General features: G+C 71.7%; 12 protein-coding genes. 7 read left to right on the plus strand and 5 right to left on the minus strand.

Going from position 1 to position 13230, the window contains the following annotated elements:
• Positions 1-47 precede the first annotated feature (47 nt).
• Complete coding sequence (gene dapE / locus OG912_RS09695) at positions 48-1127, minus strand: succinyl-diaminopimelate desuccinylase (RefSeq protein WP_327708995.1); 1080 nt, start codon at positions 1125-1127, stop codon at positions 48-50.
• Between the two features lie 35 nt (positions 1128-1162).
• Here dapE and OG912_RS09700 point away from each other — a divergent pair, with 35 nt between their 5' ends.
• Together OG912_RS09700 and OG912_RS09705 are read left to right on the plus strand one after the other, a co-directional pair.
• Positions 1163-2113, plus strand: coding sequence for a hypothetical protein (locus OG912_RS09700; RefSeq protein ID WP_327708996.1), 951 nt, complete (start codon positions 1163-1165; stop codon positions 2111-2113).
• A 287-nt stretch (positions 2114-2400) separates the two neighbouring features.
• Positions 2401-2811 carry an ATP-binding protein gene (locus tag OG912_RS09705; RefSeq protein ID WP_327708997.1) on the plus strand — a complete coding sequence of 137 codons (411 nt, stop codon included), beginning with the start codon at positions 2401-2403 and terminating at the stop codon, positions 2809-2811.
• Positions 2812-2889: 78 nt separating this feature from the next.
• On the opposite strand, the gene dapC is transcribed toward OG912_RS09705, so the two are convergent.
• Both dapC and fdxA read right to left on the minus strand, forming a co-directional pair.
• A complete protein-coding gene (gene dapC, locus OG912_RS09710; protein ID WP_327708998.1) occupies positions 2890-3984 on the minus strand; it encodes a succinyldiaminopimelate transaminase in 1095 nt (364 codons plus the stop codon).
• Positions 3985-4111: 127 nt separating this feature from the next.
• On the minus strand, positions 4112-4432 hold the full coding sequence (fdxA, locus tag OG912_RS09715; protein ID WP_018956287.1) for a ferredoxin: 321 nt from the start codon (positions 4430-4432) through the stop codon (positions 4112-4114).
• A gap of 117 nt (positions 4433-4549) precedes the next feature.
• Between fdxA and OG912_RS09720 the strand changes: the two genes are divergently transcribed.
• Entirely contained in the window at positions 4550-5551 is a 1002-nt protein-coding gene (locus tag OG912_RS09720) for a GNAT family N-acetyltransferase (RefSeq protein ID WP_327708999.1), read from the plus strand.
• 4 nt (positions 5552-5555) lie between these two features.
• Positions 5556-6395, plus strand: a complete 840-nt coding sequence (locus OG912_RS09725) for a transglutaminase-like domain-containing protein (protein ID WP_326738553.1) — start codon at positions 5556-5558, stop codon at positions 6393-6395.
• Between the two features lie 35 nt (positions 6396-6430).
• On the opposite strand, the gene OG912_RS09730 is transcribed toward OG912_RS09725, so the two are convergent.
• A complete protein-coding gene (locus tag OG912_RS09730; protein WP_327709000.1) occupies positions 6431-8446 on the minus strand; it encodes a translation factor GTPase family protein in 2016 nt (671 codons plus the stop codon).
• 405 nt (positions 8447-8851) lie between these two features.
• On the opposite strand from OG912_RS09730, the gene OG912_RS09735 reads away from it, so the two are divergent.
• From OG912_RS09735 to thrS, 3 genes are all read left to right on the plus strand, one after another.
• On the plus strand, positions 8852-9640 hold the full coding sequence (locus OG912_RS09735; RefSeq protein ID WP_327709001.1) for a hypothetical protein: 789 nt from the start codon (positions 8852-8854) through the stop codon (positions 9638-9640).
• A 194-nt stretch (positions 9641-9834) separates the two neighbouring features.
• The gene (locus tag OG912_RS09740; RefSeq protein WP_327709002.1) at positions 9835-10593 is read left to right on the plus strand and encodes a class F sortase; all 759 of its coding nucleotides are present in this window, start codon (positions 9835-9837) and stop codon (positions 10591-10593) included.
• Between the two features lie 119 nt (positions 10594-10712).
• A complete protein-coding gene (gene thrS, locus OG912_RS09745) occupies positions 10713-12020 on the plus strand; it encodes a threonine--tRNA ligase (RefSeq protein ID WP_443061080.1) in 1308 nt (435 codons plus the stop codon).
• Here thrS and OG912_RS09750 read toward each other — a convergent pair.
• Entirely contained in the window at positions 12017-13213 is a 1197-nt protein-coding gene (locus OG912_RS09750; protein WP_327709003.1) for an MFS transporter, read from the minus strand. The genes thrS and OG912_RS09750 overlap by 4 nt on opposite strands.
• Between the last annotated feature and the right edge of the window lie 17 nt (positions 13214-13230).

Genomic DNA, 13230 nt, shown 5'->3' on the forward strand with positions numbered 1-13230 from the left:
AGGCCAGCGTAGATCCCCGGAGGTTACGGACAGGGGAACGCCCGAGGTCAGATCGTGAGCCAGGAGCGGAGCCGGTCCTCGCAGTGGGTGATCCGGTCGGTCCGTACGTGCTCGTTGCGCTTGTGCGCGAGGATCGGGTCGCCGGGTCCGTAGTTCACCGCGGGGACGCCGAGGCCGCCGAAGCGCGCCACGTCCGTCCAGCCGAACTTGGGCCTAGCCGTGCCTCCGACGGCGTCCATGAAGGCCTTGGCCGCCGGGTGGGAGAGGCCGGGCATGGCCGCCCCGGAGTGGTCGTCGACGATGAACTCGGCGACGCCGCAGTCGGCGAAGACCTCGTGCACGTGGGCGATGGCCTGCTCGGCGCTCAGGTCGGGGGCGTAGCGGTAGTTCACGACGACCGTGCAGGCGTCGGGGATGACGTTGTTGGCGACCCCGCCCTCGATCCGTACGGCGTTGAGACCCTCGTGGTACTCCAGCCCGTCGATCACCGGCTTGCGCGGTTCGTAGGCGGCGAGCCGGGTGAGGATCGGGGCGGCGGCGTGGATGGCGTTGGACCCCATCCAGCTGCGGGCGGAGTGCGCCCGCTCGCCCTCCATGCGCAGGAAGACGCGCAGCGTGCCCTGGCAGCCGCCCTCGACCTCGCCGTTGGAGCCCTCCAGGAGGACGGCGAAGTCGGCCGTCAGCCAGTCGGGGTGGGCGTCGGCGATGTGGCCGAGGCCGTTGAGGTCGGCGGCGACCTCTTCGTTGTCGTAGAAGACGAAGGTCAGGTCGCGGTTGGGCTCGGGCACGGTCGCGGCGATCCGCAGCTGGACGGCGACGCCCGACTTCATGTCGGAGCTCCCGCAGCCCCACAGCAGGCCGTCCGCGTCGAGCCTGGAGGGCACGTTGTCGGCGATCGGCACGGTGTCGATGTGACCGGCCAGTACGACGCGTTCGCCGCGGCCCAGGTTCGTCCTGGCCACGACGTTGTTGCCGTGCCGGTCGACGGTCAGGTGCGGAAGGGTCCGCAGCGCCGTCTCGATGGCATCGGCGAGGTCCTTCTCCTCCCCGCTGACCGAGGGGAAGTCGACGAGCCACGCGGTGAGGGCGGGCCCGTCCAGTGTGAGGTCAAGCGTGCTTTCGGCCATGGCTACGACCCTAGTACCTCGCGTACGGTGGCCCCGTGCCCCGGACCGTTGCCCCCGCCCGCCGACACACCGCCCGCAGCCGCCGTCTGCGTATCGTGGCGGCCTTTGCCGTGCTCGTGGCGGTGGCCGGTTATCTGACCGTTCAGTACGTGACGGGCGGCAAGGGATCCGACCAGTGCACCGTGGAGTCGGCCGACGGTTCGGCGGGCGAGGGGCGCACCTATCGGATGAGTTCGGAGCAGGCGGCGAACGCCGCGACGATCTCCGCGGTCGGCACCACGCGCGGCATGCCGGAGCGCGCGGTGACGATCGCGCTGGCGACGGCACTGCAGGAGTCCGGGCTGCGCAACATCGAGCACGGCGACCGGGACTCGCTGGGCCTCTTCCAGCAACGCCCCTCGCAGGGCTGGGGCACCGAGAAGCAGATCCTGGACCCGGTCTACTCGGCCGGGAAGTTCTACCAGCACCTGGCCGAGGTGCCCGGCTACTCGCGGCTGCCCCTCACCGTCGCCGCACAGCGCGTCCAGCGCAGCGGCTTCCCGCAGGCGTACGCGAAGCACGAGCCGGACGCCGCGCTGCTGGCCGCCGCGCTGACCGGACGGACGCCGGCGGCCCTGAACTGCGAGCCGCCGCGGAGCACGGCCGGGACGGGCGGGACGGCGAAGGTCCGGGCCGCGCTGGTGCGCTCCTTCGGCAAGGACGTGCTGCCTGCCGAGAAGGCTGCGGACGCGCCTGACACAGCGACCCCGCCCGCGGGCTCGACCACGGGCGTGCTCTCGGTCCCGGCGGATACGGCTCTCAGGTCCGGCAAGGGGGGCACCGGGCAGCGCGGCTGGGAGCTCGCGCACTGGGCGGTCGCACAGTCCGAGGCGCTCGGCATCGACGAGGTCGCGTACGCCGGCAAGAAGTGGGAGTCCGGTTCGGGCTGGCGGACGGAGCGCAAGGAATCGGGCACCAGCGCCGTCCGGATAGGCCTTGTGCAGTAGTACGAACCATCACCCGCACAGGGGGTCCGCATCTTCCCCCGGCAGTCTCCGCACAGGCTCCTGCGCACCGCGCTCCGTACGCACGTATCCCCTTGTGGTCAAAGGGGAGTGACGGTTCGTCGGGTGGTCGCGGAATGCATTGTTTGCCCGGGTTCCCCCGTTGCGGATTATGTGACGCATTACCCGATCTTTACCCTGGTTCACCGCAACCTCTCCCTCCCCCACGGCGGTTGTCATGGCGTCCGGCCCACGGACACCAGGATTTCCCACCCCGTCGAAGGAGCATCATGTCCCTCCCCCTGACCCGTCGGATCGCCCGCACCGCGCTGCTGATCGCGGCGGGTGCGGCCCCCGTGGTCGGTGCGGCCGGTGCCGCGAGTGCCGCGGAGCTCCCGCAGGCCCCGGAGCTCGGCGGTCTCACGACTGTCGAGGGCGCCGGACTCGGCCAGGCCGTCGACGCGGCCCAGCCGGTCACCGACACCGCGGGCAAGGCCGGCGGCAAGGTCGTCGGGACCACACTGCCGGTGGCGGCCAAGACGCTCGGCGAGGCAGGCGCCAAGGCCGCACCCGCGGCAAAGGGCGTCAGCAAGACCGCCCAGGGCGGCGCGAGCGACACCCTGGGCGACGCGACCGGTGCCGTGACCAAGGGCGGCCTGCCGACGCAGGGACTGCCCACCCAGGGCCTGCCGATCGGCTGATCCGCACCACGCCCGTACAGACGCGAGGGCCTCGGGAGTGCGCACTCCCGAGGCCCTCGCGTCCGTCCTGCTCCGGGCTCAGCCCAGTCGCTTGACCGCGGCCGCCACGCGTTCGTCGGTGGCGGTGAACGCCACCCGCACGAAGTGGTCGCCCGCCGGCCCGTAGAAGTCCCCGGGGGCCACCAGGATGCCCAGCTCCGCCAGGTACGCCACGGTGTCCCAGCAGGGCTCGTCGCGGGTCGCCCACAGGTAGAGGCTCGCCTCGCTGTGCTCGATCCGGAAGCCGTGGGCCTCCAGGGCCGTACGCAGGGCCGCGCGCCGGTCCGCGTACCGCGTGCGCTGCTCGGCCACGTGGCGGTCGTCGCCGAGCGCCGCGACGGTCGCCGCCTGGACGGGGGCGGGCGTCATCATGCCGCCGTGCTTGCGGATCAGCAGCAGCTCGCCCAGCACGGCCGCGTCGCCCGCGATGAAGGCGGCGCGGTAGCCGGCGAGGTTGGAGCGCTTGGAGAGGGAGTGGACGGCGACGATGCCCTCGTACGTACCGCCGCAGACGTCCGGGTGGAGCACGGAGACCGGTTCGGCCTCCCAGCCCAGCTCCAGATAGCACTCGTCACTGAAGACCAGCACGTCGTGCTCGCGCGCCCAGGCGACGATCCGGGTCAGCTCGTCCTGGGAGAGCACCTTGCCGGTCGGGTTGGACGGCGAGTTGAGCCAGAGCAGCTTGAGGCCTGCCGGGTCCAGCTCGGTCGGGTCGTCGTACGCGACGGGCTCGGCGCCGCAGAGCCGGGCACCGACCTCGTACGTCGGGTAGGCGAGCCGCGGGTAGGCGACCCTGTCACCGGCGCCGAGGCCCAGCTGGGTCGGCAGCCAGGCCACCAGCTCCTTGGAACCGACGACGGGCAGCACGTTCTCGTGGGTCACCGAGACCGCGCCCAGGCGGCGCTCCACCCAGCCGGTGAGGGCGTCACGCAGTGCGGCCGTCCCCCACACCGTCGGATAGCCGGGGCTGTCCGCGGCGGCGACGAGCGCCTGCTGGATCAGCTCGGGCACCGGGTCGACGGGCGTGCCGACGGACAGGTCCACGATGCCGTCCGGGTGGCTCTCGGCCGTCGACTTGTAGGGCGCGAGCCTGTCCCAGGGAAAGACCGGGAGGCGGGAGGAGACTGCGGACACGGATCTCTGCTTTCTCGTACGGGGGTTCACGCGAGTGGCACGGCGACAGCCTCTGAGGGGAAAACACCGCGGTCCCGCACGGTGACGAGCCGTACGGGACCGGGGTGACGCACGTGCCTGGACGCTGCTACTGGTTCTGCGGCGGCAGCGCGGCGATGAACGCGTGGTCGCGCTCGATCAGACCCAGCTTGGAGGCACCACCCGGCGACCCGAGGTCGTCGAAGAACTCGACGTTCGCCTTGTAGTAGTCCTTCCACTCCTCCGGGGTGTCGTCCTCGTAGAAGATCGCTTCGACCGGACAGACCGGCTCGCAGGCTCCACAGTCGACGCACTCGTCCGGGTGGATGTACAAGGACCGCTGGCCCTCATAGATACAGTCGACGGGGCACTCTTCGATGCAGGCCTTGTCCTTTACGTCGACACAAGGCTGCGCGATGACGTAGGTCACGCTGTCGTTCCTCCTCGGTAGGGCGTTGGCTCTCGCGCGGGAGCGCGGCGTCGTCGATGCCCGCACCTAGTATCTCCGTTCCCGGGCACGATCCGAACAGGAGGGGCGGACAGAGCTGTGGAATTCACCATGGGCGGACGGCTGGAGGTCCGAATTGCACCGGCTGACGTGGGCAAACGGGTATCAGTCCGGCGCCTGACCGAGGACGGGCCCCAGGGTCCGAAATTCACCGACACGGTCGGTGTTCTCACATCCTGGGACACGGGTGTGCTGTCGGTCACACCGAAGAGCGGTGAGTCCGTACGAATCCCCGAATCGGCCCTGGTGGCGGGCAAGGTCGTGCCGGCCGCCCCGGCCCGCCGGCGTGGCCCCGCGGCCTCCTTCGCCGAACTCGCCCCCGTGTGCGCCCGTGCCTGGCAGCCCGTGGAGAGCGAACCGCTGGGCGACTGGCTGCTGCGCGCCGCCGGCGGTTTCACCCGGCGCGCCAACTCCGTGCTCCCGCTCGGCGATCCGGGCGTGCCGCTCGGCGCGGCACTCGAGCAGATCCGGCAGTGGTACGCGGACCGCGGCCTGCCCGCCTACATCCAGACCTCGACCGGCGCCGAGGGCGCGCAGGAGGCGTTGTGCGCGGCGCTGGAGGGTCACGGGTGGCGGCGCGAGGTGACCGCGGAGGTGCGGATCGCGGCGCTGGCCCCGATCGGCGATCTGGCGGCCGAGGTGTCACGGGTTCGGCTGAGCCGCACGGTGGACGACGCGTGGTTCGCCCGCTACCAGCGCGTGGGGACGCCGGGCCCGGAGGTGGCTGCGGTGCTGGGCCGTGGCCCCTCGGTGTGGTTCGCGACCGTGCCGGGCGACCCGGGGGACGAGGCGCCCGCCGCGATCGGCCGGTGTGTGGTGGACGGCCGGTGGGCCGGCTTCATGGCCGTCGAGGTGGCTCCGGAGCACCGCAGGAAGGGGCTCGCCACCACGGTGATGACCGCGCTGGCCCGGCAGGCGATGAACGAGGGCGCGTCGGCCGCGTGGCTCCAGGTGGAGACCGACAACGACGGCGCCCGTGCGCTGTACGACGGGATGGGCTTCGCGACGCACCATCAGTACCACCACTTCCGGGCGGCGTAGCGCCATGGCTCCCGAGAGGCACGACAAGGACGAGCTGCGCCGCCGGTTCGCCGAGGAGGCGCGGGCGGAGCGGCCTGATCTGGCACTGCTCTGCCTGCTGCTGAGCACGGAGGCCGATCCCGCGCTGGACGCGAACGGGACGGACGCGGCGCAGATCGAACTGGACCGGCTCGCGGGTCTGCTGCCGTACGGTCTGCGCGGCGGCCGGGCCTGGGCCTCGGCGCTGGCCGAACTGCTCGGTGAGCGGTACGGGTTCCAGGGTGCGTCGGCGGACTACCAGCGGCTGGAGTCGTCGCTGCTGCACGAGGTGCTGCGGCGGCGGCGCGGGCTGCCGATCCTGCTGTCGGTGGTGTGGATCGAGGTGGCGCGGCGGGCGGGTGCTCCGGTGTACGGGGTGGCGCTGCCGGGCCACTTCGTGGTCGGTTTCGGGGATCCGGCGGAACGGGTGCTGGCCGATCCGTTCGCCGGTGGGCGGCCGCTGACGGAGCAGGACGCGGAACTGCTGGTGGCGGGCGCGACCGGGGAGCCGCTGGAGGCGTCGATGCTGGTGCCTGCGCGGCCGCTGGAGATCGTGCTGCGGATCCTGAACAACATCCGGGCGTGGGCGGCGGCCCGCCCGGAACGCAACGACGTGGCGCTGTGGGCGGTGGAGCTGTCACTGCTCCTGCCGTCGCACCCGGCGAGGCTGCGTTTCGAGCGGGCCCAGCTGCTGGTCCAGGGCGGGGAGTTCCTGCGCGGGGCGGCGGAGATGGACGAGTACGCGCAGGTGATCGCGGAGATCGACCCGGCCGCCGCCGAGGTGGTGCGCGGGAGCGCACGGGCGGCTCGGGCGATGCTGAACTGACGGTCGCGCCCGTAGGGCGATGGCCGGCGGCTCCCTCAGTCCGGCGCGCCGCCCGCCCGCCTCACCTTGTGCAGCAGGTACTCCTTCCGGTTGAGCGGGTTGTGGTCCGTGCGGGAGCGCCGGGGGGCGGCGCCGGTGACGGGGCGGTGGGTGTCGAAGGCGGTCTCCAGCAGTCCTTCACCCCGGGTCAGCCCCGGGAGCCGCTGCTGGAGTTCGTGCACCCGGGCGGCCGGGATCTCGCCCTCCAGTACGCAGTGGGCGCCGTCGACGGACGGGGGGCCCGGAACGGCCCGCAGATGGGCGAGGACCGGCAGGAGGGGGCCGAGAGTGTCCGCGGGAAACTCCGCCCTGAAGCGGTGCATCGGCTCGTACACCGTGGTGCCGGCCTGCCGGAGCGCGGCCATCAGCACCAGCGGGGTCAGATTGCGGAAGTCCCCGGCCGTGCTCGACATGGACTTGTCGAACACCGCGTGCGAGTGGCTCTGCCGGGGCCAGTAGCCGGAGTGCGTCATCGTGACCGTGCAGTCGGTGACGCGCCAGCCGTACAGGCCCTGTCCGAGCGTTTCGACGACGGTCTCCTCGACGGCTCTCATCAGGGAGTACGGCATCGAGCCGAGCTCCACCTCCAGCCGGTAGGCCACACCGCTGCCGGGCGGGGCCGGGTCGACGCGCAGTCCGACCGTCGCGAGAAACGGGTTGTCCTCCTTGTTGATGATCTCGAAAGCGGCACCGGTGCCGGACGGTTTCTCCAGGCAGATGGTCGTGGTTCCGCGGAAACCGGCATCGATTCCGAATTCGTCCGCGAGCGTCGCCTGGATGACTTCTTTCTGCACTTCGCCGTAGAGCGATACGGAGACCTCCTTCCGGATGTCGTCCTGCCGCAGATTGATCAGTGGATCCTGCTCGGCGAGCTGCGCGAGCGCGAAATGCAGTTCGCCCCGGGAGGCGGGCGGGGCGGCCACCACCACGGATTCCAGCGTCGGCGGGGCGAAGTGGTGCGCGGTGGCCGCCGCGCGGATGTCGCCGACCGCGTCGCCGATCCGGATGTCGCCGAGTCCCCGGAGCTTCGCGATCTGCCCCGGTCCGGCCGATGCGGCCTCGGCGTCCGCGCCGTCGGCGAAGATCCGGACACCGGTCACCTTGCCCTCGGACACGTCGCCGGGGCCCTGCCCGAACACGAGCCGGTCACGGGTGCGTACGGTTCCCGAGAACATCCGGGCCCAGGCCAGCTTCTCGCCGGCCCGGCCGCGTTCCACCTTGAAGACGGTGCCGGAGACCGGCCCGTCCGCCTCGCCCCCTGCCGCGGGCAGCAACTCCTTGATCCCGCGGGTCAGTGCGGTGATACCGGCGCCCGTGACGGCCGAACCGAAGTACACGGGGTGGACGAGCGCCCGCTTGGTCTGCGCCGCCAGTTCCGCGCGGAGCCGGGCGGGGGCGAGTACCTCGCCGTCCTCGATGTACGCGGCCAGCAGGGCGTCGTCGTGCTCGGTGAGCAGGTCGGTGAGCCGGCCCGTGAGCCGGTGGTCGTCGTCCGCGTACGGCACGCTGCGGGCGTCTCGGGTGCCGAGGCCGGTGACGGCCGGACCCATCGCGACCGCGTGCGGCGTGAGCTTCTCCGCGATGTCGCGCAGCACCTGCGCGTACCGGGCTCCGGCCCGGTCGGTCTTGTTCACGAAGACGAGCGTGGGGATGCGCAGGCGCTGGAGCGTCCGCATCAGCACGCGGGTCTGGGCCTGCACGCCCTCCACGGCGGAGATGACCAGCACCGCGCCGTCGAGCACGCTCAGCACCCGCTCCACCTCGGCGATGAAGTCCGGGTGGCCGGGCGTGTCGATCAGGTTGACGGTGACGTCGTCGAGGGCGAACGAGACGACCGCGGACTTGATCGTGATGCCGCGCTGCCGTTCGAGGGCGAGGGAATCGGTCTGTGTGTTCCCGTCATCGACGCGGCCGATCTCGTCGATGATTCCGGCGGTGTGGAGCAGCCGCTCGGTCAGGCTCGTCTTACCGGCGTCGACATGCGCCAGAATGCCAAGATTCAGCGTGTGCACAGAACTCCATGTTCTCAGGGGTGAAGTGAATTCCCGTCGAGACGAACATGTGAGATCGGCGCATCGATTTCTCCTGGTCCTGTCGGCTGATGCGGCGAGTAGAACAGCGGGCCGACCGGCGGTGCAACCCATTTACCGGGATGCCGCGAGTACTGCCGCGCGGTGAGACTCCGTCAGCAAACGGGGGATACGAAGCCGGTCAAACCTCGCTCCGGCGCGGCGTGCCGTCCAACGGGTGATTATCCGTTCTTCGCCACTCGATGGGCCCATGCCGTAGCTCCAATGCGGCGCTCTCCGATGGCGGGCCCCGGACTCCGGGCTGACGGTGGATCACGTAGCCACTGCGCCACTCTGGGTCGACACTTCGTCACTCTTCGCAGTCGCGACGAAAGGAAACGTGTTCAGATGCGCTCTGCCCGCACACTGTTCGCTTCGGCCGCCGTCACGGCGGTCCTCACGATCACAGCCCCCTCCGCCTACGCCATGACGGCCGGCGACTGGGAGCACGACAGCGGCTCGTCCTCCAGCAGCGAGGACGGCGGCTGGACGAAGGACAAGCCCAACGGCGGCGTCCACACCGGCGGCGGCGCCCTCGCCAAGACGGTTGCCGGCGACGAGCACGGCAAGTCGGACGACGAGGGCTGGAAGAAGGACAAGCCCAACGGCGGCGTCCACACCGGCGGCGGCGCGCTGTCGATGACGGTCGCCAAGGAATGGCAGCCGGGCTCCGACGAGGAGAGCGGCTCGTCCGACTGGAAGAAGGACAAGCCCAACGGCGGCGTCCACACCGGCGGCGGCGCGCTGTCGTCGACGGTCGCCAAGGAATGGCAGCCGGGCTCCGACGAGGAGAGCGGCTCGTCCGACTGGAAGAAGGACAAGCCCAACGGCGGCATGCACGCCGGTGGCGGCGCCATGTCGATGACGGTCGCCAAGGAGTGGCAGCCGAGCAGCGACGAGGCCGGCAAGACCGAGAAGGCCGAGAAGCCCGAGAAGGCCGACAAGTCCGCGAAGAGCGAGAAGAGCGACGAGGGCTGGAAGAAGGACAAGCCCAGTGGCGGCGTCCACACCGGCGGTGGCGCGATGGCCATGACCGGCGGCGGCCTGGCGGCCGGTTCGCTGCTGCTTCTCGGTGGTGTCGGTGTCGGCGCGTACAAGGTGCGCCGCCGTCAGGCGACGGGTGGCGCGATGGCCTGACCCGGCCGCACCGCGAGCCGGTCGCTTCGCTGTCGCGGCCGCCGTCCTCCCGGACGGCGGCCGCGGCGCCTTCGTTTTCCCGGGGACTCCCGCCCGGACCAGGCCCGGGTCGCACTGCCCGTCCCGATCCGGACGGGAAGGCCCCGGCCCACGCCACCACCGCACCGCCCCGCACGGACGAAAGGCACGTTCCCATGGCCGCCCCGCAGTCGCCCGGTTCCCCCTCCTCCCGGACTGCCTCCGACACCGTCACTCTCGGCCGCGCCCTGCTCTGGCCCGCCGCAGTGGCAGGACTCGGCATGCTCCTGATCTACAACTCCATCGGCCCCTCGGCCGACGACAAACCACCCGCCCCGTTCGCCGCCCCGGCGCCCGTCGCCCCGGCCCCCGCGGCTCCGGCCCCCGCCGCCGCATCCTCACCGGCCGCCGCCGTCCCCCGGCAGGCCACCCCCGCCCCCACCCCCACTCCGACCACCGCGCCGGCCCTGTCCCGTTCCGTGCCGACCCGGCTCAAGATCCCGGCCATCGCGGTGGACGCCCCCTTCACCCCGCTGTCGATCGGGGCCTCCGGCCGCCTGGACGCTCCTCCGCCGAACGACAGGAACCTGGTCGGCTGGTTCAAGGGCGGCGTGACGCCGGGCGAGCGCGGGGCCTCGATCGTGGCCGGCCACGTCGACACGATGACCGGCCCGGCGGTCTTCCTCCAGCTGCGCTTCCTGCGGCCCGGATCGACGGTCGACATCACGCGCGCGGACGGCACGGTGGCCACGTTCAAGGTCGACACCGTCGAGACGTTCAGCAAGGCGAAGTTCCCCGACAAGCGGGTCTACGCCGACACCCCGGACGCCCAGTTGCGCCTGATCACATGCGGTGGCACCTACGACAAGAAGGCCAAGGACTACGAGGACAACGTGGTCGTGTTCGCGCACCTCGACTCGGCCAAGAAGGGATGAGCCGCCGTGCTCCCCCGGTGGAAAACCCCGTGCGACGGGCCGTGGCCGCTGCTAGCGTCCCCCGCATGAAGAAGCGCGCTGCGATGACGACGACGCCGGAGAGTGTCCCGGCGCGCTGACTGCTGACCAGTCCGAAGCCCCGGGGCGAGTGCCCCGGGGCTTCTGCTTGCGGTCACTCGCCCTTCGTACGCGAGGAGACCGCCATGCACGACCACCGCAAGCTCGGCCGCGAGCTGGAGCTGTTCGACACCGACCCGCTGATCGGTGCGGGGCTTCCGTACTGGCTGCCGGACGGTGCGGCGCTGCGGCACACCCTGGAGGAGTACATCCGCACCGCCGAGCGGCTGGCGGGCTACCGCCACGTGTACTCGCCGGTGCTCGGCAAGCGGGAGCTGTACGAGATCTCGGGGCACTGGTCGCACTACAGCGACGACATGTTCCCGCCGATGGACCTGGGCGGCGAACAGGTCGTACTGCGGCCGAGCCTGTGCCCGCACCACGCGGTCATCTACCGCTCCCGCTCGCACAGTTACCGCGAGCTGCCGCTGCGGATGGCCGAGCTGGGCGGCATGTACCGCTCCGAGCTCTCCGGGGTGCTCGGCGGGCTGACCCGGGTGCGGGCCATCCAGTTGAACGACGCCCACATCTTCTGCACCCTCGACCAGGTCGCCGGGGAGGCGCGGGCCGCGCTGGACATGATCCGCCGGGCGTACGAGGCACTCGGCATCCGTCCTGCGCGCTTCCGGCTCTCGCTGCCGGGCCCTGGCGGAAAGTACGTCGCCGCGCCGGAGATGTGGCAGCGTTCCACCGCCCTGCTGACCGAGGTACTCGACGCCTCCGGGCTGCCGTACGAGGCGGTCGAGGGCGAAGCCGCGTTCTACGGGCCGAAGATCGACGTCCAGGTCGCCGACGCGGCGGGCCGGGAGTCGACCCTGTCGACCGTCCAGGTCGACTTCCACCAGCCGGAGCGGTTCGATCTGCACTACATCGGCGCGGACGGGGCGAAACACCGGCCGGTCATGGTGCACCGCAGCATCATCGGCAGCGTGGAGCGGGCCGTCGCCCACCTCATCGAGCAGCACGGCGGCGCGTTCCCGGCCTGGCTCTCCCCGGTCCAGCTGGTCATCCTGCCCGTCTCGGACGCCGAACTGCCGAACGCCGAGGATCTCGCCGCCCGTTGCACCGCGCTAGGGCTGCGCGCGGAGGTCAGCGGCCGGGAGCGCGGCAGCCTGGGGGCCAGGATCCGGGAGGCCCGTCTGGTGCCGTACCAGGCGGTCGTCGGCGCCGCGGAGGCCGCGGACGGCCTGGTGGCTCTGCGTCTGCGGGACGGCCGCCGCCTCGATCCGCTGCCGGCGGCGGGGGTGCTGGAGCGGATCGGGGCACTGGTCGCGGCGCACACCACCGAATTGTGGGACTCGGGTCACTAGGCGGTGACGGGCTTCGCCTCGGTGCGGTGGGCGGTGTCGAGCGCTCCGGCCAGGGTGGACGCGACGACCAGCAGGGCGAGGACAACGGTCATCGTGAGCCGGAGTCCGATGTGGTCGGCGAGGAAGCCGAGCGCGGGCGGGCCGACGAGGAAGGCGACATAGCCCGCGGTGGAGACCGCGGCGACCCGTGCCGCCGCGTCGTGCGGGTGGTCACCCGCCGCGGACACGGTGACCGGGAAACCGAGGGAGGCACCCAGTCCCCACAGCACCGTGGCGGCGCCCGCCATCACCGGGCTCGGCGAAACGATCACCACCGCCAGGCCCAGCGCGGCGACGACCGCGCTGATCCGGACGACCTTCACGGGGCCGAAGCGTTCCAGGAGGGGGCCGCCGGCGAAGCGGCCGAGCGTCATCGAGGACGCGAAGACCAGGAAGGTCAGCGAACCGGCGGTGGCGCTCACCTCGTAGCCGTCCACCATGAGCAGCGGCAGCCAGTCGTTGGCGGCGCCCTCCGCGAAGGCCATGGCGAGCACGATCACCCCGATGAGGACGAGGCGCCGGTCCCGCCACACCGTCAGCTGACCCCGCCACCCGCCCGGTCCGGAGGTCCCGGCCGCCTCCTTGCCCGTGCCGTGCGGAATCGCGCGCACGGCCACGACCGCGGCGACGGCCACGAGCACCGAGACGGCCGTCAGATGCCATCCGACAGGGAACGCGACCGCGGTCATCGCCATGCCGAGCAGCGCTCCGACGACGGTGCCGAGACTGAAGCAGCCGTGCAGCACCGGCAGTACGGGACGGCCGATGACCCGCTCCACGTCGGCGCCCTCGATGTTGAACGCGACCTCGGCGAGACCCATCCCGCCGCCGAACAGGGCCAGTCCGCAGAAGACCCCGCCCGCAAGCGCCAGGCCGGTGCCCGCCGCGACGACCAGCAGCCCGGTGACGATCAGCGCCGCGCCGACGGTGATCGCGGTCCGGCCTCCGTAACGGCGTACGAGCGGGCCGGAGGCGGTCACGCCGGCCATCGAACCGGTGGACAGGCCGAAGAGCACCAGACCCATCGCGCCGGTGGACACGTCGAGTCCGTCCCGGACGGCCGGGGTGCGCGCCACCCATGAGGCCATGCCGGCCCCGGCGGCGAGCATGAAGAGGAACAGGGCGGTACGCCGGCGGCGTGTTGCGGCATCCATGACAGCGGGCCTCGGCA

It is taken from the genome of Streptomyces sp. NBC_00464 (assembly GCF_036013915.1).
In the GTDB taxonomy this organism is placed as follows: Bacteria; Actinomycetota; Actinomycetes; order Streptomycetales; family Streptomycetaceae; genus Streptomyces.

Coding starts and splice junctions, on each gene's coding strand:
- dapE (WP_327708995.1), bottom strand. CDS start 1,127: ATGGCCGAAAGCACGCTTGACCTCACACTGGACGGGCCCGCCCTCACC.
- OG912_RS09705 (WP_327708997.1), top strand. CDS start 2,401: ATGTCCCTCCCCCTGACCCGTCGGATCGCCCGCACCGCGCTGCTGATC.
- OG912_RS09725 (WP_326738553.1), top strand. CDS start 5,556: ATGGCTCCCGAGAGGCACGACAAGGACGAGCTGCGCCGCCGGTTCGCC.
- OG912_RS09735 (WP_327709001.1), top strand. CDS start 8,852: ATGCGCTCTGCCCGCACACTGTTCGCTTCGGCCGCCGTCACGGCGGTC.
- OG912_RS09740 (WP_327709002.1), top strand. CDS start 9,835: ATGGCCGCCCCGCAGTCGCCCGGTTCCCCCTCCTCCCGGACTGCCTCC.
- OG912_RS09750 (WP_327709003.1), bottom strand. CDS start 13,213: ATGGATGCCGCAACACGCCGCCGGCGTACCGCCCTGTTCCTCTTCATG.